The sequence below is a fragment of the Pseudomonas sp. CBZ-4 genome (assembly GCF_000346755.1).
In the GTDB taxonomy this organism is placed as follows: Bacteria; Pseudomonadota; Gammaproteobacteria; order Pseudomonadales; family Pseudomonadaceae; genus Aquipseudomonas.
Genome location: NZ_ANNV01000164.1, coordinates 168,879 through 192,547, shown reverse-complemented (window position 1 = coordinate 192,547; position 23,669 = coordinate 168,879). Strand labels below are relative to the sequence as shown.

Here is a 23,669-nt window from a genome sequence, read left to right as displayed (position 1 = left end):
CGGGCAGAAACCCGGTAGTAACGCAAGAATCCCTCCCTGCCGAATCATTGGCAGATGCATCTTCGTAATACCAAAAAAATCTTACTCTTAATAAATTACTTTAACTTCGAGCCATAGCTCTTTGAGCTGTTTGTGCTTGTCGGGTCAAAAACAACGCCAAACTCTCGTTTCTCCTCCCTTTACGCTCCTAAATCTCCGTTCTGTAAGGCTTTTCCTTGAATCCGCGCCTTGACGGTGTGGTGGGCGCATTCCTATAGTGTGCGCAAGTGGCGGAAAGTGGCACAAAGTGGGTTTTTTGAACGTAAAACGCTAAAATTTGGAGAAACGCATCTGTGTTTCGCGGAGCTAACGCTATCAGTCTCGATGCAAAAGGCCGTCTCGCTATGCCGAGCCGGTATCGTGACGAGCTGATTTCGCGTAGTTCCGGGCAGTTGATCATCACCATCGATGCCGTTGACCCTTGTTTATGTGTTTACCCCCTCGACGAGTGGGAGCTGATTGAAACCAAGTTGCGTGCCCTGCCTTCATTGCGTGAAGAAAACCGTCGCCTGCAGCGTTTGCTGATTGGCAACGCCGTCGACCTCGAGCTCGATGGCAGCGGCCGTTTCCTGGTGCCACCGCGTTTGCGCGAGTACGCCAAGCTGGACAAGCGCGCAATGCTGGTGGGCCAACTGAACAAGTTCCAATTGTGGGACGAAGATGCCTGGGATGCTGTTTCTGCAGCTGACCTGGCTGCTATTCAACAACCGGGCGCCATGCCTGATGAACTGCGTGATTTGATCCTGTGACTATTGATAGCGGCTTTAACCACATCACCGTATTGCTTGACGAAGCCGTTGAGGCTCTCGCCGTGCGCGCGGATGGTTGCTATCTGGATGGCACATTCGGCAGAGGCGGGCATAGCCGGTTGATACTTAGCCAGCTCGGGTCCGACGGCAAGCTCCTCGGGTTCGACAAAGACCCCCAAGCGATTGCCACCGGGCAAGCGCTAGCGGCCGAAGACGGCCGCTTTGTCGTTGTGCAGCGCAGCTTTGCCGAGCTGGGTGCCGAAGTGGCCGAGCGCGGCATGGCAGGCAAGGTGGCCGGGGTCTTGCTCGACCTGGGCGTGTCTTCGCCACAGCTTGACGACCCGGAGCGCGGCTTCAGTTTCATGAACGATGGCCCCCTCGACATGCGCATGGACCCGACCCGGGGCATCAGCGCTGCGCAGTTCATCGCCACCGCGCCCCATGAAGAAATCACCCGCGTATTCAAGGAATACGGTGAAGAGCGCTTCGCCGGCCGCATGGCCCGTGCCGTGGTCGAACGTCGTGAAATCCAGCCGTTCGAACGCACCGCCGACCTCGCCGAAGTGCTGAAAGTCGCCAACCCGGCGTGGGAAAAGGGCAAGAACCCGGCAACCCGTGCGTTCCAGGGCCTGCGCATTCACGTCAACAACGAATTGGGCGATCTGGAAGCGGGCCTCGAAGCCGCGCTGGATGCCTTGGAAGTGGGCGGTCGCCTGGTGGTAATCAGCTTCCACTCCCTCGAAGACCGTATCGTCAAGCTGTTCATGCGTCGCCTGGTCAAGGGTGAGTCCGACAACCTGCCGCGCAACCTGCCGGTACGTTTCGAAGCCTTTGTGCCGAAAATCAAAATCCATGGCAAAGCGCAGTTCGCTTCCGAAGCCGAACTCAAGGCCAACCCACGCTCCCGCAGCGCTGTCATGCGCGTTGCCGAGAAGCTGCGGTGAGCAAGCTTTTTGCCAAGCCCCTCCCGGGCGGCAGCTTCTTCATGATGCTGCTGTACGTCGGCGTGCTGGTGTCCGCGATTGCGGTGTCCTACAGCGCCCACTACAACCGCCAATTGCTCAACACCCTGTATGGGGAGTTGAGTGTGCGCGACAAGGCGCAAGCGGAATGGGGCCGGCTGATCCTGGAACAAAGCACCTGGACGGCCCATAGCCGCATCGAAGTGCTGGCCACCGAGCAGCTGAAAATGCACATTCCTGGCGCGGCCGAAGTCCGCATGGTGGCGCCATGATGAAACTCGAAGGCGCACTCTACCCATGGCGCTTCCGCCTGATGCTCGGCTTGCTGGCATTGATGGTGGGCGCAATTGCCTGGCGGATCATCGACCTGCAAGTGGTCGATCGCGACTTCCTGATCGGCGAGGGCAACGCCCGCAGCCTGCGTCATATCCCGATTCCTGCGCACCGCGGCCTGATCACCGACCGTAACGGCGAGCCCCTGGCCGTCAGTACCCCGGTGACCACCCTGTGGGCCAACGCCAAGGAATTGCAGGTGGCCAAGGATCGCTGGCCAGCACTGGCCAGTGCTCTTGGCCAAGACCCGAAAGCCCTGGCCGAGCGCCTCGAAGCCCAGGCCAACAAAGAATTCATCTACCTTGTTCGCGGTCTCACCCCTGAACAGGGCCAGCAAGTGCTCGACCTTAAAGTCCCCGGTGTCTATGGCATCGAGGAATTCCGTCGTTTCTATCCCGCCGGTGAAACCACCGCCCATATGGTCGGCTTTACCGACATCGACGACCACGGTCGCGAAGGCGTGGAACTGGCCTACGATGAATGGCTGGCCGGGGTTCCCGGCAAACGACAAGTCATCAAGGATCGGCGCGGCAGACTGATCAAGGATGTCCAGGTCACCAAAAACGCCAAGGCCGGTAAGCCCTTGGCGTTGTCGATTGACCTGCGCCTGCAATACCTGGCCAACCGCGAGCTGCGTAACGCGATCATCGAGAACGGCGCCAAGGCCGGCAGCCTGGTGATCATGGACGTGAAGACCGGCGAGATCCTCGCCATGGTCAACCAGCCGACCTACAACCCGAACAACCGTCGCAACCTGCAGCCGGCGATGATGCGTAACCGCGCGATGATCGACGTGTTCGAACCCGGTTCGACCATGAAAGCCATCTCCATGAGCGCCGCCCTCGAAACCGGACGCTGGAAGCCCAGCGACAAGGTCGAGGTGTATCCGGGTACCTTGCAGTTGGGCAAATACACCATTCGTGACGTGTCCCGCACCGAAGGTCCGGTGCTGGATCTGACAGGTATCCTGATCAACTCCAGTAACGTGGGCATGAGCAAGGTCGCCTTCGATATCGGTGGCGAAACCATCTACCACCTGGCGCAGAAAATCGGCCTGGGCCAACCCACCGGCCTCGACTTCCCGGGCGAGCGCGTGGGCAACCTGCCGAACTACCGCGACTGGAAAAAAGCCGAGACCGCCACGCTGTCCTACGGCTACGGCCTGTCGGTGACCGCGATTCAACTGGCCCACGCTTTCTCTGTATTGGCGAATAATGGCCGCATGGTTCCACTGAGCCTGATCCATGTCGACGAAGCGCCGAAAGCCACCCAGGTGATCCCGGAAAACGTCGCCAAGACCATGCAAGGCATGCTGCAACAAGTGATCGAAGCCCCACGCGGTGTGTTCCGTGCGCAAGTGCCGGCGTACCACGTGGCAGGCAAGTCCGGTACCGCGCGGAAAACGTCGGTGGGCACCAAGGGCTATGCCGAAAACTCCTACCGCTCGCTGTTCGCCGGCTTTGGCCCGATGAGCGACCCGCGCTACGCCATCGTCGTAGTGATCGATGAACCAAGTAAAGCAGGCTACTTCGGTGGCCTGGTATCGGCGCCGGTGTTCAGCAAAGTGATGTCCGGCACCCTGCGCCTGATGAACATCACGCCGGACAACCTGCCGCCGACCCAACAAGCGAACGCCGGACCACCGGCCGCTGCCGTAAAAGCCAATGGAGGGCGCGGCTGATGTCTCTGAGCCTGAACAAGATTTTTGCCCACGCTGGCCGCGATCTGCTGATCCGCGAGCTGAGCCTGGACAGCCGCAATGTGCGTGCTGGAGACCTGTTCCTGGCTGTGCCGGGTGGCAAGGTCGATGGTCGTGACCATATCGCCGATGCCTTGCAACGCGGTGCGGCGGCAGTGGCGTATGAAGTGGAAGGCGCCACCGTGCTGCCGATCACCGACGTGCCGTTGATCCCGGTCAAGGGGCTGGCCAAACAGCTGTCGGACATCGCCGGGCGTTTTTATGGCGACCCGAGCCGCCACGTCAATCTGGTGGGGGTCACCGGCACCAACGGCAAGACCAGCGTGACCCAGTTGGTCGCCCAGGCCTTGGACCTGCTCGGCCAGCACTGCGGCATTATCGGCACCCTCGGCACCGGTTTTTATGGCGCGCTGCACAGTGGCCTGCACACCACGCCGAACCCTATCGCCGTGCAAGCGACCCTGGCCGACCTGAAAAAGGCCGGCGCCAAGGCGGTTGCCATGGAAGTCTCGTCCCACGGTTTGCATCAGGGCCGCGTTGCTGCGCTGGCCTTTGACGTGGCGGTGATGACCAACCTGTCCCGCGATCACCTGGACTACCACGGCACCATGGAGGCCTACGCCGCCGAAAAGGCCAAGCTCTTTGCCTGGAATGACCTGAAGTGCCGGGTGGTGAACCTGGACGACGAATTCGGTCGCCAGTTGGCGGCGCAAGAGCATGAGTCGCGCCTGATCAGCTACAGCCTGGAAGATTCCAGTGCGTACCTGTATTGCCGCGATGCGCAATTTAATGACGAGGGTGTGCGCGCCACGCTGGTGACGCCACAAGGCGAGCACCACTTGCGTAGCAGCCTGCTCGGTCGCTTCAACCTGAGCAACGTCCTCGCCGCTGTCGGCGCGTTGCTCGGCCTGGATTACGCCCTGGACGAAATCCTGCGGGTGCTGCCCAAGCTGGAAGGCCCGGTCGGGCGCATGCAGCGCTTGGGTGGCGGCTCGCAGCCGCTGGTGGTGGTCGACTATGCCCACACCCCGGATGCCCTGGAAAAAGTCCTGGTTGCCCTGCGTCCCCATGCCAAGGGCAAATTGCTCTGCCTGTTCGGCTGCGGCGGCGACCGTGATCGCGGCAAGCGTCCGTTGATGGCCGAGATCGTCGAACGTCTGGCTGATGGCGTGCTCGTCACCGACGACAACCCGCGCAGCGAAGACCCGCTCCAGATTTTCGACGACATCCGTGCCGGCTTCAAAGACGCATCCAAGGCGGAGTTTGTCGCCGGCCGTGGCGCCGCCATTGCCCAGTTGATTGCCAGCGCCGGTGTTGACGACGTCGTGGTGCTGGCCGGCAAGGGTCACGAGGACTACCAGGAAATCAACGGCGAACGCCATGCCTTCTCCGATCTGGTCGAGGCCGATCACGCCTTGACCGCCTGGGAGGTCGCCCATGCTTAAGGCGATGACATTCAGCGAACTGACCCAGGCCCTGGCGGCCCGTGTGCTGTCGAGCGATTGCCGCTTCGACGGTGTCAGTATCGACAGTCGCAACATTAAACCGGGCCAATTGTTCGTCGCCTTGGCGGGTCCGCGTTTCGATGGTCACGACTACCTGAATGACGTCGCGGCCAAAGGTGCCGTGGGCGCCTTGGTGCAACGCGAAGTGGCCGATTCCACCTTGCCGCAATTGCTGGTCGCCGATACCCGCCTGGCCCTCGGCCAGTTGGGCGCGCTGAACCGTGCCGCGTTCGATAAGCCGGTTGCCGCCATCACCGGCTCCAGCGGCAAGACCACGGTCAAGGAGTTGCTGGCCGGCATCCTGCGCACGCGCGGCCCGGTGCTCGCCACCCGCGGCAACCTGAACAACGATTTCGGCGCACCGCTGACCCTGCTCGAACTGGCCCCGGAACACACGGCGGCCGTCATCGAGCTGGGCGCATCGCGCATTGGCGAGATCGCCTACACCGTGGCGCTGACCAAGCCCCACGTGGCGATCATCAACAACGCCGGTACCGCCCACGTCGGCGAGTTCGGCGGCCCGGAGAAGATCGTCGAAGCCAAGGGCGAAATCCTTGAAGGCCTCGATGCGTCGGGCACTGCGGTATTGAATCTGGACGACAAGGCCTTCGAGACCTGGCGTGTACGCGCCGCCGGTCGCAAGGTGCTGACGTTTGCCGTGCTCAATGCCGCGGCTGATTTCCATGCTTCCAGCATCACCGTTGATGCCCGTGGTTGCCCGTCCTTCACCTTGCACACCCCGCAAGGCAGCGAGCAGGTGCAGTTGAACCTGCTGGGCAACCATAACGTCGCCAATGCACTGGCCGCCGCCGCCGCCGCTCACGCCCTGGGCGTGTCGCTGTTTGGTATCGCGACCGGCCTGGGCGCCGTGCAGCCGGTCAAGGGCCGTACCGTGGCGCAGTTGGCGACCAATGGCATGCGCGTGATCGATGACACCTATAACGCCAACCCGTCCTCCATTAATGCCGCCGTTGATCTGCTGAAGGGCTTTGCCGGGCGCAAGGTTCTGGTGCTGGGCGATATCGGCGAGTTGGGCGACTGGGCTGAGCAAGGCCACCGCGAAGTCGGTGCCTATGCCGCTGGCAAGGTCGACGCGCTGTATGCCGTCGGGACGAACATGGCCCACGCGGTCAACGCCTTCGGCGCCGGCGCGCGGCACTTCGCGACCCAGGCCGAACTGATCCAGGCGCTGACTGCGGCCGAACAAGACAAACAAACCACTATTTTGATCAAGGGATCGCGCAGCGCGGTGATGGAAAACGTCGTCGCGGCCTTGTGTGGCTCAAGTACGGAGAAACATTAATGCTGCTGCTGCTGGCTGAGTATCTGCAACAGTTCCACAAAGGCTTCGCGGTCTTTCAGTACCTGACCCTGCGCGGGATCCTGGGTGTGCTGACCGCGCTGTCGCTGTCGCTGTTTCTGGGACCGTGGATGATCCGCACCCTGCAGAACCTGCAAATTGGTCAATCGGTTCGTAATGACGGCCCGCAGTCGCACCTGTCCAAATCCGGCACCCCGACCATGGGCGGCGCGCTGATCCTGTCGTCCATCGGCATCAGCACCTTGCTCTGGGCCGACCTGCACAACCGCTACGTGTGGACGGTGTTGCTGGTGACCCTGTTGTTCGGCGCCATCGGCTGGGTCGATGACTACCGCAAAGTGATCGAGAAGAACTCCAAGGGGCTGCCAAGCCGCTGGAAGTATTTCTGGCAGTCGGTGTTCGGCCTGGGCGCAGCGATTTTCCTGTTCATGACCGCGCCAAGTGCGGTGGAAACCACCCTGATCATCCCGATGCTCAAGGACGCCAGCATTCCCCTGGGCGTGGGCTTCGTGGTGCTGACCTATTTCGTGATCGTCGGCTCCAGCAACGCGGTGAACCTCACCGACGGCCTCGACGGCCTGGCGATCATGCCGACGGTGATGGTGGGCGGCGCGCTCGGTATCTTCTGCTACCTGTCGGGTAACGTGAAATTCGCTGAATACCTGCTGATCCCTTATGTACCGGGCGCAGGTGAACTGATCGTGTTCTGCGGCGCGCTGATCGGTGCCGGCCTGGGTTTCCTGTGGTTCAACACCTACCCGGCGCAAGTGTTCATGGGCGACGTCGGCGCACTGGCGCTCGGCGCAGCCCTGGGCACCATCGCCGTGATCGTGCGCCAGGAAATCGTGCTGTTCATCATGGGCGGTGTGTTCGTGATGGAAACCCTGTCGGTGGTCATCCAGGTGGCCTCCTTCAAGTTGACCGGGCGCCGCGTGTTTCGCATGGCGCCGATTCACCACCACTTTGAACTCAAGGGCTGGCCTGAGCCGCGTGTGATCGTCCGTTTCTGGATCATCACCGTGATTCTCGTGCTGGTCGGCCTTGCCACCCTGAAACTGAGGTAGAAACGAGTGTCCCTGATCGCTTCAGACCACTTCCGCATCGTTGTCGGCCTCGGCAAGAGCGGCATGTCCCTGGTTCGCTTCCTGGCGAACCGGGGCACGTCGTTTGCCGTGGCCGATACGCGGGAAAATCCACCGGAGCTGGTCACGCTGCGCCGTGACTACCCGCACGTGGAAGTGCGTTGTGGCGAGTTGGATGTCGAGTTTCTGTGCCGTGCCGATGAGCTCTACGTGAGCCCCGGCCTGGCCCTGGCGACACCGGCCCTGCAAGCCGCCGCCGCCCGTGGCGTGAAGCTGTCCGGCGACATCGACCTGTTCGCGCGTCACGCGAAGGCGCCGATCGTGGCCATCAGCGGTTCCAACGCAAAAAGCACCGTGACCACCCTGGTCGGCGAGATGGCGGCTGCGGCCGGCAAGCGCGTCGCCGTGGGCGGCAACCTCGGTGTGCCGGCGCTGGACCTGCTCAGCGACGACGTCGAGTTGTACGTGATGGAACTGTCGAGCTTCCAGCTGGAAACCACTCACGACCTCGGCGCCGAAGTGGCTACCGTGTTGAACGTGAGTGAAGACCACATGGACCGCTACAGCGGCCTGCCGGCCTATCACCTGGCCAAGCACCGGATCTTCCGTGGCGCCAAGCAGTTTGTGGTCAACCGCCAGGACGCCCTGAGCCGTCCGCTGATGGGCGAGGGCATGCCTTGCTGGACCTTCGGCCTCGGCAAACCCGACTTCAAAGCCTTCGGCATTCGTGAAGAGAACGGCGAGAAATACCTGGCCTTCGAATTCCAGAACCTGATGCCGGTGCGCGAGCTGAAGATCCGTGGCGCCCATAACCAATCCAACGCCCTCGCGGCGTTGGCACTCGGGCATGCCGTGGGCTTGCCGTTCGATGCCATGTTGTCGGCCCTGCGCAGCTTCGGCGGCCTTGAGCATCGCTGCCAATGGGTGCGCGAGCTCGACGGCGTCAACTACTACAACGATTCCAAGGCCACCAACGTCGGCGCGGCATTGGCTGCCATCGAGGGCCTGGGTGCCGATATCGACGGCAAGCTGCTGCTGATCGCCGGTGGCGATGGCAAGGGCGCCGACTTCAAGGACCTCAAAGGCCCGGTCGCCGCACATTGCCGCGCCGTGGTGCTGATGGGCCGCGACTCCGACCTGATCGCCGCCGCCCTCGGTGACGCGGTGCCGCAAGTGCGCGCCACGTCCCTGGACGACGCGATTGCCCAGTGCAAGGCCCTGGCCCAGCCGGGCGATGCGGTGTTGCTGTCGCCGGCGTGCGCCAGCTTCGACATGTTCAAGAACTACGAAGAGCGCGGCCAGTTGTTCGCCCGCGCCGTGGAGGCGTTGGTATGAGCCTCGGTCTGAGAAACATCATCAAGCCGTACCCGTCGCCGATCATCACCGGGCGCGGCATCGACCTTGATTTCCCGATGCTCGCCGGTTGCCTCGCGCTGCTGGGCCTGGGCCTGGTGATGATCACGTCGGCGTCGTCCGAAGTGGCCGCCGTGCAGTCGGGCAACACCCTGTACATGATGATCCGTCACCTGGTGTATCTGCTGCTCGGCCTCGGCGCCTGCATCGTCACTATGATGATTCCCATCGCCACCTGGCAGCGCCTGGGTTGGCTGATGCTGATCGGCGCGTTTGGCTTGCTGATCATGGTGATCCTGCCCGGCATCGGCCGCGAGGTGAACGGTTCGATGCGCTGGATCGGCTTCGGTGCGTTCAACGTGCAGCCGTCGGAAATCGCCAAGGTGTTCGTGGTGATTTACCTCGCCGGTTACCTGGTGCGTCGCCAGAAAGAAGTGCGTGAAAGCTGGATGGGCTTCTTCAAGCCGTTCATCGTGCTGCTGCCCATGGCCGGCCTGTTGCTGATGGAGCCCGACTTCGGTGCCACCGTCGTGATGATGGGCGCCGCAGCGGCGATGCTATTCCTCGGCGGCGTCGGCCTGTTCCGCTTCACCTTGATGGTGGTACTGGCCGTCGCGGCCGTGACCATCCTGGTGCAGGCGCAACCCTACCGGATGGCCCGTCTGATTACCTTTACCGACCCGTGGTCCGACCAGTTCGGCTCCGGCTACCAGTTGACCCAGGCGCTGATTGCCTTTGGTCGCGGCGAGTGGCTGGGCGTGGGCCTGGGCAACAGCGTGCAGAAGCAGTTCTACCTGCCTGAAGCCCACACCGACTTCGTGTTCTCGGTACTCGCCGAAGAGCTCGGCGTGGTGGGTTCGCTGTGCACCGTCGCGCTGTTCGTGTTCGTGTGTGTGCGCGGCATGTACATCGGCTTGTGGGCCGAGAAGGCCAAACAGTATTTCGCCGCGTATGTGGCGTACGGCTTGTCGTTCCTGTGGATCGGCCAGTTCCTGATCAACATCGGCGTGAACGTCGGCCTGCTGCCGACCAAGGGCCTGACCTTGCCGTTCCTCAGTTACGGCGGCAGTTCGTTGGTGATTTGCTGCGCCTGTCTGGGCTTGTTGCTGCGCATCGAGTGGGAGAGTCGAACCCACTTGGGCAGCGAAGAGATGGAATTCAGTGAGAGCGATTTTGCCGAGGAGCCAACCCATGGGCGCTAACGTGCTGATCATGGCGGGCGGCACCGGGGGCCATGTGTTCCCGGCCTTGGCCTGTGCGCGTGAATTCCAGGCCCGTGGCTACACCGTGCACTGGTTGGGTACGCCGCGCGGTATCGAAAACGACCTGGTGCCGAATGCCGGTTTGCCGCTGCACCTGATCAACGTCACCGGCCTGCGTGGCAAGGGCAAGTTGTCCCTGCTCAAGGCGCCGTTCGTGTTGCTCAAGGCGGTGTGGCAGGCGCGCAAGGTGATTCGCGAAGTGCAGCCGGTGTGTGTGCTGGGCTTTGGTGGTTATGTGACCGGCCCGGGTGGCGTCGCCGCCAGGCTCGCCGGCGTGCCGGTGATCGTGCACGAGCAGAACGCCGTGGCCGGGACTGCCAACCGCCTGTTGGTGCCTTTGGCCGCACGGGTGTGCGAGGCCTTCCCGAAGACGTTCGATGCATCGGCCAAACTGCGCACCACCGGCAACCCGGTGCGCACCGAACTGTTCATGGACATTGCTCGCGAAGCACTGAGCGGGCGCAAGGCGCACCTGCTGATCATGGGCGGAAGCCTGGGCTCCGAGCCGTTGAACAAACTGCTGCCGGAAGCCCTGGCGCAACTCCCTGTGGAATTGCGTCCCGAGGTCTTCCATCAGGCTGGCAAGGATCACGGTGAAGTCACCGCCACGCGCTATCGCGAAGCCGGTGTCGAGGCGAACGTGCAGCCCTTCATCAAAGACATGGCCCAAGCCTATGGCTGGGCCGACCTGGTGGTCTGCCGCTCCGGCGCGTTGACCGTCAGTGAACTGGCCGCTGCCGGTCTGCCGTCCTTGCTGGTGCCTTTGCCCCACGCCATCGACGATCACCAGACCCGCAACGCCGAATATTTGGCCGGGGAGGGCGCTGCCTTCCTGCTGCCGCAAAGAACGACTGGCGCCGCCGATTTGGCCGCACGCCTGACCGAGGTTTTGATGCAACCGGAACGACTCAACAGCATGGCGAGCACCGCAAGCCGCCTGGCCAAACCTGACGCAACCCGCACCGTGGTCGATATCTGCCTGGAGGTGGCCCATGGTTGAGAATCAGAAAGCCATGCCACAACCGGAAATGCGCCGCATCCGTCGCATCCACTTCGTCGGTATCGGCGGCGTGGGCATGTGCGGCATTGCCGAAGTGTTGCTGAACCTGGGCTACCAGGTGTCCGGCTCGGACTTGAAAGAGTCGCCGGTCACCGATCGCCTGAAAAGCTTCGGCGCCCAGATCTTTATCGGCCACCGTGCCGAGAACGCCGCCGAAGCCGATGTGCTGGTGGTGTCCAGCGCCGTGAACACCTCCAACCCGGAAGTCGCCACCGCCCTTGAGCGCCGTATTCCGGTGGTGCCACGTGCCGAGATGCTGGCCGAGCTGATGCGTTATCGCCACGGCATCGCCGTCGCCGGTACCCACGGCAAGACCACCACCACCAGCCTGATCGCCTCGGTGTTCGCCGCCGGTGGCCTGGACCCGACCTTTGTGATCGGTGGCCGCCTGAATGCAGCCGGCACCAATGCACAACTGGGCACCAGCCGTTACCTGATCGCCGAAGCCGATGAAAGTGACGCGAGCTTCCTGCACCTGCAACCGCTGGTCGCCGTCGTCACCAATATCGACGAAGACCACATGGCCACCTACGACGGCGACTTCAACAAGTTGAAGAAAACCTTCGTCGAGTTCCTGCACAACCTGCCGTTCTACGGTTTGGCGGTGGTGTGCCTGGACGATCCGGTGGTGCGTGAGATCCTGCCGCAGGTCAAGCGCCCGACCGTGACCTACGGTTTCAGCGAAGACGCCGACGTGCGTGCGATCAATGTGCGTCAGGAAGGCATGCAAACCTTCTTCACCGTGCTGCGTCCTGATCGCGAGCCGCTGGATGTGTCGGTGAACATGCCGGGCAACCACAACGTATTGAACTCCCTGGCGACCATCTGCATCGCCAGCGACGAGGGCGTCAGCGATGAAGCCATCGTCGAAGGCCTGTCGCGTTTTGCCGGCGTGGGCCGACGCTTCCAGGTGTACGGCCAACTGCCGGTTGAAGGCGGCGACGTGATGCTGGTGGACGACTACGGTCACCACCCGACCGAAGTCGCGGCCGTGATCAAGGCCGTACGCGGTGGCTGGCCGGAGCGCCGCCTGGTGATGGTCTACCAGCCGCACCGCTACAGCCGTACCCGCGATCTGTACGACGACTTCGTCAATGTATTGGCCGATGCCAACGTGCTGCTGCTGATGGAGGTGTACCCGGCCGGTGAAGAACCGATCCCGGGCGCCGACAGCCGCAAGCTGTGCAACAGCATCCGTCAGCGCGGTCAACTGGACCCGATCTATATCGAGCGTGGTGTGGACCTGGCGCCAATCGTCAAGCCGCTGCTGCGTGCCGGCGACATCCTGCTGTGCCAGGGCGCCGGTGACATTGGTGGCCTTGCCCCGAAATTGCTGGCGAGCCCGTTGTTTGCCGCCGCCGAGAAGGTGAAGTCGAAATGATCACTGACTACGCCTCTTTGTTCTCCAAAATTGCCCCTGCCGACTTCGGTCGCGTAGCGGTGTTGTTCGGCGGCAAAAGCGCTGAACGCGAAGTCTCGCTCAAGTCCGGCAATGCCGTGCTCGAAGCCCTGCAAAGTGCTGGCGTGAACGCGTTCGGCATCGATGTGGGCGATGACTTCCTCGCCCGCTTGCAGGCCGAGAAGATCGACCGCGCCTTCATCATCCTCCACGGCCGTGGCGGTGAAGACGGCAGCATGCAAGGCCTGCTGGAATGCGCCGGCATCCCGTACACCGGCAGCGGCATCTTTGCTTCCGCGCTGGCCATGGACAAGCTGCGCACCAAGCAGGTGTGGCACAGCCTGGGCATTCCAACGCCGCGTCACAGCGTTTTGTGCAGCGAAGACGATTGTATTTCTGCAGCCAAGGAACTGGGCCTGCCTTTGATCGTCAAACCTGCCCATGAAGGCTCCAGTATCGGCATGGCCAAAGTGAACTCGGCCGCCGAATTGATCGACGCATGGAAAGCGGCAAGTACCTACGACTCACAAGTGTTGGTGGAACAGTGGATCCAGGGTCCCGAGTTCACCATCGCCACCCTGCGTGGCCAGGTGTTGCCGCCTATCGCATTGGGCACGCCCCACACCTTTTACGACTACGACGCCAAGTACGTGGCTTCCGATACCCAGTACCGGATCCCGTGCGGCCTCGACGCAACCAAGGAACAGGAATTGATGGACCTCACGGCGAAAGCCTGTGAGGCGCTGGGTATCGCCGGTTGGGCGCGGGCAGACGTGATGCAGGATGATCAAGGGAATTTCTGGTTCCTGGAAGTCAACACCGCACCGGGCATGACCGATCACAGCCTGGTACCCATGGCTGCTCGTGCAGCGGGTCTGGACTTCCAGCAGTTGGTGCTGGCGATCCTTGCAGCAAGCATTGAGCCTAGAGGCTAACGGACATGAACGGCGCATCGCTTCGACATCAGCAACCCCCAGCACCCGGCCGCAAGCCGGTGCCACGGGGTGCCAGCCGCATGGTGGCTAAAGAGCCGATGTCGGCGCGCCTGCCGAAAGCCAACTTTGGTTTTCTCAAGGCGCTGTTCTGGCCGGTGTTGCTGGTGGTGCTGGGCTTCGGCACTTATGAAGGCGCACAGCGTCTGTTGCCGTATGCCGACCGGCCGATCACCAAGATCAGCGTGCAGGGCGACTTGAGCTACATCAGCCAGCAGGCGGTACAGCAGCGCATCGGCCCGTACCTGGCGGCGAGCTTCTTTACCATCGACCTGGCCGGTATGCGCGGCGAGCTGGAACAGATGCCGTGGATCGCCCACGCCGAAGTCCGCCGCGTGTGGCCGGACCAGGTGACGATCCGCCTGGAAGAACAACTGCCCGTGGCCCGTTGGGGCGACGAAGCGCTGTTGAACAACCAGGGGCAGGCGTTTACCCCGCGTGAACTGGCCAACTACGAGCACCTGCCGCAGTTGTTCGGGCCGCAGCGGGCGCAGCAGCAAGTGATGCAGCAGTACCAGGCCTTGAGCCAGATGCTGCGGCCCATGGGCTTCTCCATTGCACGCCTGGAATTGCGTGAACGGGGCAGCTGGTTTTTGACCACCGGGGCCGGCAGTTCCGGCCCGGGCATCCAGTTGTTGCTCGGACGCGACCGCTTGGTGGAAAAGATGCGCCGCTTTATTGCCATCTATGACAAGACCTTGAAAGAACAGATTACGAACATTGCGAGCGTCGACCTGCGTTACGCCAACGGCCTTGCCGTCGGCTGGCGTGAACCGGCTGCGCCCACGGCAGCGCAACCCGCTGTCGCGAAGAATTAAGAAGAGGCAGGACCCATGGCAAACGTGCAAAGCGGCAAAATGATCGTCGGTCTCGATATCGGCACCTCCAAGGTGGTGGCGCTGGTCGGCGAGGTCGGAGAAGACGGCGTAATCGAGATCGTCGGTATCGGCACGCATCCGTCCCGGGGCCTGAAGAAGGGCGTGGTGGTGAACATCGAGTCCACCGTGCAATCGATCCAGCGCGCCATCGAAGAAGCGCAGCTGATGGCCGGTTGCCGGATCCACTCGGCGTTCGTTGGCGTGGCGGGCAACCATATCCGCAGCCTGAACTCCCACGGCATCGTGGCGATCCGCGACCGTGAAGTCAGCGCCGCCGACCTTGAGCGTGTACTCGACGCAGCCCAGGCCGTGGCGATCCCGGCTGACCAGCGCGTGCTGCACACCCTGCCGCAGGACTACGTGATCGATAACCAGGAAGGCGTTCGCGAGCCCCTGGGCATGTCGGGCGTACGTCTGGAAGCCAAGGTCCACGTGGTGACCTGCGCCGTCAACGCCGCACAGAACATTGAAAAATGCGTGCGCCGCTGCGGCCTGGAAATCGACGACATCATTCTGGAGCAGCTGGCATCGGCTTACTCCGTGTTGACCGACGACGAAAAAGAACTGGGCGTGTGCCTGGTGGACATCGGCGGCGGCACCACCGACATCGCGATCTTCACCGAAGGTGCGATCCGTCACACCGCCGTGATCCCGATTGCCGGTGACCAGGTGACCAACGACATCGCCATGGCGCTGCGCACACCGACCCAGTACGCCGAAGAAATCAAGATCCGCTACGCCTGCGCCCTGGCCAAGCTGGCGGGCGCCGGCGAGACCATCAAGGTGCCAAGCGTGGGCGACCGTCCACCGCGCGAACTGTCGCGCCAGGCCCTGGCCGAAGTGGTCGAACCGCGCTACGACGAGCTGTTCACCCTGATCCAGGCGGAGCTGCGTCGCAGCGGCTACGAAGATTTGATCCCGGCCGGCATCGTGCTGACCGGTGGCACCTCGAAGATGGAGGGCGCGGTCGAACTGGCCGAGGAAATCTTCCACATGCCGGTACGCCTGGGCGTGCCCCATGGCGTCAAAGGTCTCGGCGACGTAGTGCGCAACCCGATTTATTCGACTGGCGTGGGCTTGCTGTTGTACGGCCTGCAAAAGCAGACCGACGGCATTTCCCTGTCGGGTCCGAGCATCCGCGACAGCTACCGCAGTGACGACGAGGCGAAAGCGCCGTTGTTCGAGCGGTTGCAAGCGTGGGTCAAAGGCAATTTTTAAAGCTTTACCGCAACACCGCTGGAAGCAGTAGGCGAAAAAACTAGAGAAAACGAAAGGAGAGGGAACATGTTCGAACTCGTAGACAACATCCCCGCAAGCCCGGTCATCAAAGTGATCGGTGTCGGCGGTGGCGGCGGCAACGCTGTCAACCATATGGTCAAGAGCAACATTGAAGGCGTTGAATTCATCTGCGCCAACACTGATGCCCAGGCGCTGAAAAGCATCGGCGCGCGGACCATCCTGCAATTGGGCACCGCGGTGACCAAAGGCCTCGGCGCTGGCGCCAACCCGGAAGTCGGCCGTCAAGCCGCCCTGGAAGACCGCGAGCGTATTGCCGAAGTGCTGCAAGGCACCAACATGGTGTTCATCACCACGGGCATGGGCGGCGGTACCGGTACCGGTGCTGCACCGATCATTGCCGAAGTGGCCAAGGAAATGGGCATTCTGACGGTTGCTGTCGTGACCCGTCCGTTCCCGTTCGAAGGCCGCAAGCGCATGCAGATCGCCGACGAAGGCATCCGTCTGCTGTCTGAAAGCGTCGACTCGTTGATCACCATTCCCAACGAGAAGCTGCTGACCATCCTGGGCAAGGACGCGAGCCTGCTGTCCGCTTTCGCCAAGGCTGACGATGTACTGGCCGGTGCCGTTCGCGGTATCTCCGACATCATCAAGCGCCCGGGCATGATCAACGTCGACTTTGCCGACGTACGTACCGTGATGAGCGAAATGGGCATGGCGATGATGGGCACTGGCTGCGCCAGCGGTCCGAACCGTGCGCGTGAAGCCACTGAAGCGGCCATCCGCAACCCGTTGCTGGAAGACGTGAACCTGCAAGGCGCTCGCGGCATCCTGGTGAACATCACCGCCGGTCCTGACCTGTCCCTGGGTGAGTACTCCGACGTGGGTAGCATCATCGAAGCCTTCGCGTCCGAGCACGCCATGGTCAAGGTCGGTACCGTTATCGATCCGGACATGCGCGACGAGCTGCACGTGACCGTGGTTGCCACCGGCCTGGGTGCCAAGATCGAGAAGCCTGTGAAGGTCATCGACAACACCCTGCACACCAGCCAGGTGAGCCAGGCGGCTGCTGCTCCAGCGCCTTCGCGCCAGGAACTGCCGTCGGTGAACTACCGTGACCTGGACCGTCCGACCGTGATGCGCAACCAGGCTCAGGCCGGTGCTGCGGCGTCCCGTAGCCCGAATCCGCAAGATGATCTGGACTACCTGGACATCCCGGCATTCCTGCGTCGTCAGGCCGATTGATGGAATGTATCAGGGCTATGAAGGTGATTGGTGTTCAGCAAAGGTCTGGTCTGCTATTATCGCCAGCCTTTGTTGATACCAGTTCGCAATTTGCGCTCAAGCGGTCCAAGCCATGATTAAACAACGCACCCTGAAGAATATTATCCGTGCCACAGGTGTAGGTCTGCACTCCGGGGAGAAGGTATACCTGACCCTCAAACCTGCACCTGTCGACACCGGCATCGTGTTTGTTCGTGCCGACCTGGACCCTGTGGTGCAGATTCCTGCTCGCGCGGAAAACGTTGGCGAAACCACCATGTCGACCACATTGGTCAACGGTGACGTCAAAGTGGACACGGTGGAGCACTTGCTCTCGGCCATGGCTGGCCTGGGCATCGATAACGCCTACGTCGAGCTCTCCGCGTCTGAAGTCCCGATCATGGATGGTAGCGCTGGACCTTTCGTATTCCTGATTCAATCTGCCGGCCTGGAAGAACAGGACGCAGCCAAGAAGTTCATTCGCATTCTGCGGGAAGTGACAGTAGAAGACGGCGACAAGCGCGCCACCTTCGTCCCGTTCGAAGGCTTTAAAGTGAGCTTTGAGATCGATTTCGATCACCCGGTATTCCGTGACCGCACCCAAAGTGCAAGCGTGGATTTTTCCAGCACTTCGTTCGTAAAAGAAGTCAGCCGCGCCCGTACCTTTGGTTTCATGAGTGACATCGAGTACCTGCGCAAGCACAACCTCGCACTCGGCGGCAGCGTTGAAAACGCCATTGTGGTCGACGCGGATGGTGTACTGAACGAAGACGGCCTTCGCTATGAAGACGAATTCGTGAAGCACAAGATCCTCGATGCAATCGGTGACCTCTACCTGCTGGGCAATAGCCTGATAGGCGAGTTCAAAGGCTTCAAGTCGGGCCACGCCCTTAACAACCAGCTGCTGCGCAAGTTGATTGAGCAGACAGACGCTTGGGAAGTCGTGACCTTCGAAGATGCCAGCACCGCACCGATCTCTTACATGCGTCCCGTTGCGGCGGTGTAAGTAACAACTCTCTTTCTTTAGTTTTGAAAGGCTGCCTTCGGGTGGCCTTTTTTTATGCCTGCGGTTTCCGATAACGGCATTGCTCAAATCTGTGGGAGCTGGCTTGCCTGCGATTGCATCACCGCAGTGTGACTGACACACCCAGGTGCCTGCATCGCAGGCAAGCCAGCTCCCACATTGATCGGGTTCACAGATCCTGTAGCGCCGACGCATCCACGATCCGGTTGCGCCCGGTGTGCTTGGCTTCATACAGCGCCTGGTCCGCACTCAACAACAGCGCCTCCAGCGACACGCGGCTGCGCTTGTCCCACGTGCTCAGCCCAATGCTCACCGTGATCGGCCGCTCGTCCCCCGCCACCCGCGGCAAATGTTCGATGCTGCTGCGGATGTGTTCGGCGATCACCTCGGCGCCCCTGGCATCGGTGTGCGGCAACACCACCGCAAACTCTTCGCCGCCATAACGTGCCGCCAGGTCGGCAGGGCGGCGGATATTGGTGCCGATCACCTGGGCCACGGTGCGCAACGCTTCGTCGCCACCGTGATGGCCGTGGCGGTCGTTGAAGGCCTTGAAGTGGTCCACGTCGATCATCAGCAGCGTCAGCGGCTCGGCCGAGCGTTGCGCCCGGTCCCATTCCAGGCGCAGGCGCTCATCGAGGATACGGCGGTTGGCCAGGCCGGTGAGGGCGTCGGTGGCTGCCAGTTCTGACAGCACCCGCTCGGTGCGATAACGGCGGCGCAGTTCCCGGCGCAGCATCCAGGTCAGCCACAACAAACCAATGCACAGCACGCCGGTGGCACCGGCGGTCAGCAGCGCGGCGCGTTCCCAGGGTGCGAACACGTCTTCGCTGGACAGGGCCACCACCACGATCAGCGGCAATTCACCGACGTTGCTGAAGGTGTACAAGCGTTCTTTACCGCTCATGGAGGAGATCGCCCGGAAACTGCCTTCACCTTCACGCAGCATGCGTTTGAAGTTGGGCCGATCGCTGAGGTCCTTGTCGATCATTTCGCGTTCCAGCAACGGCTGCTGGGCGAGGAGAATGCCTTGGGTATTCATCAGGTTCACGGTGCTGCCATTGCCGATGGTCAGGCGATTGAACAATTGGTCGAAATAAGCGAGGCGCATGGTTGCCACGGCTACCCCGGCAAATTCCCCGTCCGGTCCCGATACCCGCCGGCTGAACGCGATACGCCAGACTTGATCGCAGGCGCAGCGGATCTTGAACGGGCGGCTGATAAACAGGCCTGCCTGGGCGTTGTTCTGATGAACTTGAAAGTAATCGCGGTGGGCGAAGTTGCGCGGCGACGGCCACAACGTCGAAGAGTCGGCAACCACCGCGCCGTTGGCGTCCAGCAACAACACTTCGCCTTTGAAGGGCGCCGCCGTGGATTGATCAAACTGCACCAGGTGCTGGATATCCGCGGGCACTTGCGCGAGGTCCTTGCGCGTGGTGGCAGCGATCAGCCCTTGCAGTGCCAGGTCGTAGAGTTCGACGTTACGCAGCACGTCGGCATTGATCAGTTGGGTAATGTTGGTGGTGGCGCGCTTGGCCGCCTGCAGGGTGCTGGCGTGTTCGCGGATCAGCAGTGCCGCGACGATGACCATGATAAGCACGACCGTGAGGCCACTGCCCAGCAGCAGCAATAGCTCTGGGCGTAAAGGCAGGGTACGACCACGGTCTTGGCTCATCGGGCAGACTTCAGCACTTGGGATGCTGGCAGTTTAGTGCTACCCGATGAAAATTAAATAGTTGGTTAAGAAAGAAAGTTCGCGGCTTAGAACACGTTGATCGGGTAGTCGACGATCACGCGGTATTCGTCCACGTCATTGTCCACGGCCGAGTAACCATTGCTGCCACGGTTGGTCGCCCACTGCAGGCGCACGGCCAAGTCCTTGGCCTTGCCGCCTTGCACCACGTATTTGAGGTCAATGTCCCGTTCCCAATGCTTGGCGTCCTTGCCATCGGCGCTGTACCAGCGGCTGTAGCCACGGCTTTGCGGGTCGACCTTGGTCAGGTCGGTCTTGCCGCTGATGTAGGACACGGCCGAGGTCAGGCCTGGCAGGCCGAGGCCGGCGAAGTCATAGGCGTACTTGAGCTTCCACGAGCGTTCGTTGGGGCCGTTGAAGTCCGAGTATTGCTGGGAGTTGTCCAGGTACACGCTGTCGCCCTGGGTGATGTAGTCAAATGGGGTGTTGCCGTTGACTCGCTGGTAGGCGGCGGTAACGCTGTGATGACCCACGCCGACGGTGAAGTGCAGGCTGTAGGTGTTGTTGTCGATATCCCCCAGCAGCGACTGGCCGGTGTCCTGGGTGTGGTAGTAGTGCAGGCCCGGGTTGAGGCTGACCAGGTCGTTCAGGGCGTAGGTGTAGTCAAGGTCATAGTAGTACTGGTTCCACACATCCTTGAGTTCGGAGGCGTAGAGGTTGCTGGTCAGCCCGGGGATACCGCTGAACGATACACCGGCCCAGTTGATGTGCTGGGCGTCGGTATGGCTGGGCAGGGCGCCGTAGCTGGTGCCGATGCGCTGGTGGCCGCTCTGGTTGTAGAGCTTGGTGAAGCTGGCCTGGCCGCCTTCGAACATCCAGCCGTCGAAGCTGTGGTTGTTCAGGCTGACGCCGCGAAAGGTCTGCGGCAGCATGCGTGTCATGCCGCCGGCGATCACCGGGTTGTTGAGGAACAGGTCGCCGGCCTTCAGTTCAGTGTCGAATGCGCGCATCTTCAAGGTGCCGCCAGCGGTGGAGAACGAGCCGGGCGCCTTGCCGTTGCCACCGCCGTAGGGAAGGATGCTGGAGCCGTCGGTGCCGCCACCGCCGTCGAGCTTGAGGCCGAGCATGGCGTGGGCGTCCAGGCCAAAGCCGACGGTGCCTTGGGTGTAGCCGGATTCAAAGGTGCCGAGAAAGCCTTGGCCCCATTCCTTGCTGTCATCGGTGTGAATATCGCGACGGTCGCGGTTCATGTAGTAGTTGCGGGTGTTGATCGTGAGGTGGGCGCCTTCGACGAAACCGTCGGCGGGGGTGGTGTCTGCCGCGTGGGCGAGCGGGGCGATCGTTGCTGCAATCGCCAGGAATAGCGGGGTGAACGTCAGCGAGTTCTTCACCGGTGGAGCTCCTTTGGTCAATCGAAAGCGGCCATGTCGTGGGGGTGTTCCTGGCCTTTTTTACGGCAAAAAAAAGCCGCTGAAATCAGCGGCTTTAAAACAGATTCCCAGTGTAGAGCCCTGGAAATAAGTCGAGGGAAATTCGGGTAAGCGGATAACTGTCTTTGCCGTCGCGCTCATCGGTGCGTCAAATTAACGCAGGCGAGCGGTGCGATACAGAGTGTAACAAGATAATGACTGTTGCCCAAATCGCAACAGTTAGCGCAACAGTCATCGCAATGGAGATCCAATGTGGGAGCTGGCTTGCCTGCGATGGCGGTGGGTCAGTGATAAATGGGTCAACTGACGCACCGCCATCGCAGGCAAGCCAGCTCCCACATGTTAACCGAGGTGTTCAGACGGGCAGGGTGATGCCAAAGGTATTGCCGCCGTCTTCGCTGCGCACGAACACATCACCGCCGTGCATCAACGCGATGGCCTTGACGATGGCCAGCCCCAGGCCGTGATTGCCGCCGCTGTTGCTGCGCGAGGCGTCCACTCGATAGAAGCGCTCGAACAGCCGTGGCAAGTGCTCGCTGGCGATCACCTCACCCGGGTTGGTCACCGCGATTGCTACCCGGTTCGCCTGCACGTCTATTTTCACGTCGATCACCTGCCCCGGCGCGGTGTGCTGCACCGCATTGCTCAGCAAGTTGATCAAGGCCCGGCGCAGGTGGGCCCGTTCGATGTGTACCGTGGCGTCACCGCGTACGCGCACCTGCACCTGGGCGTCTTCCAGGATGAAGTCCAGGTAGTCGAGGGTGGTTGCCACTTCATTGGCCAGTGAGCTTTCAATCAACGTGGTGGCCTTGCTGCCCTGGTCGGCGCTGGCGAGGAACAGCATGTCGTTGATGATCGAACGCAGGCGCTCCAGCTCTTCGAGGTTGGATTGCAGGACTTCGAAGTAATGCTCCGCCGAGCGCCCGCGCGTCAGCGCCACCTGGGTCTGGCCGATCAGGTTGGTCAGCGGCGAGCGCAGTTCATGGGCCACATCGGCGTTGAACGATTCCAGGCGCGAATAGGCGAGCTCCACACGATCCAGCGTGGCGTTGAACGAGTTGACGAACTGGCTCAGCTCCGGTGGCAGCGGTGACAACTGCAGGCGCCCGGAGAGTTTGGGCGGTGCCAGTTTTTGCGCTTCATCCGAGAGTTTGCCCAGTGGCTTGAGGCCGATTCGCGACACCCAGAACCCCAGCAGCGCGGCCAGCACCACGCCAACAAATGCCAGGCCGATCAGGGCCATCAGCAAATGATGCTGGGTGGCGTGGAAGTTCTCCGTGTCGATGGCAATGATGAAGCGCAAGGGTGGCCGCTGGTCCTTGGCCGGGAACTGGCTTAACAGGGCCTTGAAGGGATGGTCGTGCCCCGGCATCAGCAAATCGCGCTTTCCGCTACTGCCCTCGGCAAAGGCGCGGACCTGCGCATCCGGGTTGCCATATTCGTAAGCCGGATCGCTGCTCACCACCCAGAATCGGATGCGCTTGTCTTCTTCACTGAGCAGCTTGAGCTTGGTGGTGATCTTGGCCCAGTGGTCGGGCGTGCCGAAGCGGCCCACCGACGACTCCAGCACGCTGTAGCGCGCATCCAGTTCCGCCTCTGGCAACAGGCCCAGGCCTCGATCTACCTGTTGGTACAGCGCACCGCCGATCAACATGAAAATCAGCAGCGCCACCAGGGTGAACATGCCACTCAGGCGCAAGGCGATGGAGTTAGCCGACACTGCGACTCTCCAGCACATAACCCATGCCACGGATGGTGTGCAGCAGTTTTTGCTCGAACGGCCCGTCGAGCTTGGCACGCAGGCGCTTGATCGCGACCTCCACCACATTGGCGTCGCTGTCGAAATTGATGTCCCAGACCATCTCCGCAATCGCCGTCTTGGACAGGATCTCGCCCTGGCGCCGCGCGAGCACGCTGAGCAGCGAGAATTCCTTGGCAGTCAGGTCCAGGCGCAGGCCGTTGCGACTGGCCTTGCGGCTGATCAGGTCGATCCACAAGTCGGCGACCGTCACCTGCACCGGTTCATGGCCGCCGCTGCGGCGGGTCAGGGCTTGCAGGCGCGCCACCAGCTCCAGGAAGGAAAACGGCTTGCCCAGGTAATCATCGGCGCCTTCACGCAGGCCGCGAATGCGGTCTTCCACGCGTTCGCGGGCGGTGAGCATGATCACCGGCGTCTGCTTGCGGGCGCGCAACGCCCGCAAGACGCCAAAACCGTCCAGGCCTGGCAGCATCACATCGAGCACGATCACCGCGTAGTCGTTTTCCAGCGCCAGGTGCAGACCCTCGACGCCTTCGCGTGCCACATCGACGGTGTAGCCTTGCTCCGTCAGGCCGCGATGCAGGTAGTCCGCGGTTTTTTCTTCATCTTCAATAATCAGGACGCGCATGAGCC

General features: G+C 61.8%; 20 protein-coding genes. 16 read left to right on the top strand and 4 right to left on the bottom strand.

Annotation, left to right across the window (positions count from 1 at the left end; genetic code table 11):
* Window positions 1-332: 332 nt before the first annotated feature.
* The 16 genes from mraZ (at window position 333) to lpxC (ending at window position 18,139) form a co-directional block, all read left to right on the top strand.
* On the top strand, window positions 333-788 hold the full coding sequence (gene mraZ / locus B348_RS0124660; protein ID WP_003171868.1) for a division/cell wall cluster transcriptional repressor MraZ: 456 nt from the start codon (window positions 333-335) through the stop codon (window positions 786-788).
* Window positions 785-1,732: a 16S rRNA (cytosine(1402)-N(4))-methyltransferase RsmH gene (gene rsmH, locus B348_RS0124655; RefSeq protein ID WP_026137039.1), complete on the top strand. Its 948-nt coding sequence runs from the start codon at window positions 785-787 to the stop codon at window positions 1,730-1,732. Before mraZ ends, rsmH begins: the two co-directional genes overlap by 4 nt.
* Entirely contained in the window at window positions 1,729-2,022 is a 294-nt protein-coding gene (gene ftsL, locus B348_RS0124650) for a cell division protein FtsL (RefSeq protein ID WP_017738702.1), read from the top strand. Before rsmH ends, ftsL begins: the two co-directional genes overlap by 4 nt.
* Window positions 2,022-3,764 (top strand): penicillin-binding protein 2, encoded by a 1,743-nt coding sequence (locus B348_RS0124645; protein ID WP_017738701.1) that lies wholly within the window; start codon window positions 2,022-2,024, stop codon window positions 3,762-3,764. The genes ftsL and B348_RS0124645 overlap by 1 nt, the downstream gene beginning before the upstream one ends.
* Window positions 3,764-5,227, top strand: coding sequence for a UDP-N-acetylmuramoyl-L-alanyl-D-glutamate--2,6-diaminopimelate ligase (locus B348_RS0124640; RefSeq protein WP_017738700.1), 1,464 nt, complete (start codon window positions 3,764-3,766; stop codon window positions 5,225-5,227). The genes B348_RS0124645 and B348_RS0124640 overlap by 1 nt, the downstream gene beginning before the upstream one ends.
* Window positions 5,220-6,590, top strand: a complete 1,371-nt coding sequence (gene murF / locus B348_RS0124635) for a UDP-N-acetylmuramoyl-tripeptide--D-alanyl-D-alanine ligase (RefSeq protein WP_026137038.1) — start codon at window positions 5,220-5,222, stop codon at window positions 6,588-6,590. Before B348_RS0124640 ends, murF begins: the two co-directional genes overlap by 8 nt.
* Window positions 6,590-7,672: a phospho-N-acetylmuramoyl-pentapeptide-transferase gene (gene mraY, locus B348_RS0124630; protein WP_017738698.1), complete on the top strand. Its 1,083-nt coding sequence runs from the start codon at window positions 6,590-6,592 to the stop codon at window positions 7,670-7,672. The genes murF and mraY overlap by 1 nt, the downstream gene beginning before the upstream one ends.
* Window positions 7,673-7,678: 6 nt before the next feature.
* Window positions 7,679-9,025: a UDP-N-acetylmuramoyl-L-alanine--D-glutamate ligase gene (murD, locus tag B348_RS0124625; RefSeq protein WP_017738697.1), complete on the top strand. Its 1,347-nt coding sequence runs from the start codon at window positions 7,679-7,681 to the stop codon at window positions 9,023-9,025.
* Complete coding sequence (gene ftsW / locus B348_RS0124620) at window positions 9,022-10,245, top strand: putative lipid II flippase FtsW (RefSeq protein ID WP_017738696.1); 1,224 nt, start codon at window positions 9,022-9,024, stop codon at window positions 10,243-10,245. The genes murD and ftsW overlap by 4 nt, the downstream gene beginning before the upstream one ends.
* Window positions 10,235-11,305 carry an undecaprenyldiphospho-muramoylpentapeptide beta-N-acetylglucosaminyltransferase gene (murG, locus tag B348_RS0124615; protein WP_017738695.1) on the top strand — a complete coding sequence of 357 codons (1,071 nt, stop codon included), beginning with the start codon at window positions 10,235-10,237 and terminating at the stop codon, window positions 11,303-11,305. The genes ftsW and murG overlap by 11 nt, the downstream gene beginning before the upstream one ends.
* Window positions 11,298-12,746 carry a UDP-N-acetylmuramate--L-alanine ligase gene (gene murC, locus B348_RS0124610; protein WP_017738694.1) on the top strand — a complete coding sequence of 483 codons (1,449 nt, stop codon included), beginning with the start codon at window positions 11,298-11,300 and terminating at the stop codon, window positions 12,744-12,746. The genes murG and murC overlap by 8 nt, the downstream gene beginning before the upstream one ends.
* Window positions 12,743-13,699, top strand: coding sequence for a D-alanine--D-alanine ligase (locus B348_RS0124605; RefSeq protein ID WP_017738693.1), 957 nt, complete (start codon window positions 12,743-12,745; stop codon window positions 13,697-13,699). Before murC ends, B348_RS0124605 begins: the two co-directional genes overlap by 4 nt.
* Before the next feature lie 5 nt (window positions 13,700-13,704).
* The gene (locus tag B348_RS0124600) at window positions 13,705-14,574 is read left to right on the top strand and encodes a cell division protein FtsQ/DivIB (protein WP_026137037.1); all 870 of its coding nucleotides are present in this window, start codon (window positions 13,705-13,707) and stop codon (window positions 14,572-14,574) included.
* A 15-nt stretch (window positions 14,575-14,589) separates the two neighbouring features.
* Entirely contained in the window at window positions 14,590-15,852 is a 1,263-nt protein-coding gene (gene ftsA, locus B348_RS0124595) for a cell division protein FtsA (protein ID WP_017738691.1), read from the top strand.
* A 66-nt stretch (window positions 15,853-15,918) separates the two neighbouring features.
* Window positions 15,919-17,115, top strand: a complete 1,197-nt coding sequence (ftsZ, locus tag B348_RS0124590) for a cell division protein FtsZ (RefSeq protein ID WP_017738690.1) — start codon at window positions 15,919-15,921, stop codon at window positions 17,113-17,115.
* A gap of 112 nt (window positions 17,116-17,227) precedes the next feature.
* On the top strand, window positions 17,228-18,139 hold the full coding sequence (lpxC, locus tag B348_RS0124585; RefSeq protein ID WP_003171886.1) for a UDP-3-O-acyl-N-acetylglucosamine deacetylase: 912 nt from the start codon (window positions 17,228-17,230) through the stop codon (window positions 18,137-18,139).
* A gap of 187 nt (window positions 18,140-18,326) precedes the next feature.
* Here lpxC and B348_RS0124580 read toward each other — a convergent pair whose 3' ends face one another.
* The 4 genes from B348_RS0124580 to B348_RS0124565 form a co-directional block, all read right to left on the bottom strand.
* Complete coding sequence (locus tag B348_RS0124580; RefSeq protein WP_017738689.1) at window positions 18,327-19,829, bottom strand: sensor domain-containing diguanylate cyclase; 1,503 nt, start codon at window positions 19,827-19,829, stop codon at window positions 18,327-18,329.
* A gap of 86 nt (window positions 19,830-19,915) precedes the next feature.
* Window positions 19,916-21,238, bottom strand: coding sequence for an OprD family porin (locus B348_RS0124575; RefSeq protein ID WP_017738688.1), 1,323 nt, complete (start codon window positions 21,236-21,238; stop codon window positions 19,916-19,918).
* Window positions 21,239-21,632: 394 nt separating this feature from the next.
* Complete coding sequence (locus B348_RS0124570) at window positions 21,633-22,997, bottom strand: heavy metal sensor histidine kinase (protein ID WP_017738687.1); 1,365 nt, start codon at window positions 22,995-22,997, stop codon at window positions 21,633-21,635.
* A complete protein-coding gene (locus B348_RS0124565; RefSeq protein ID WP_017738686.1) occupies window positions 22,987-23,664 on the bottom strand; it encodes a heavy metal response regulator transcription factor in 678 nt (225 codons plus the stop codon). The genes B348_RS0124570 and B348_RS0124565 overlap by 11 nt, the downstream gene beginning before the upstream one ends.
* Between the last annotated feature and the right edge of the window lie 5 nt (window positions 23,665-23,669).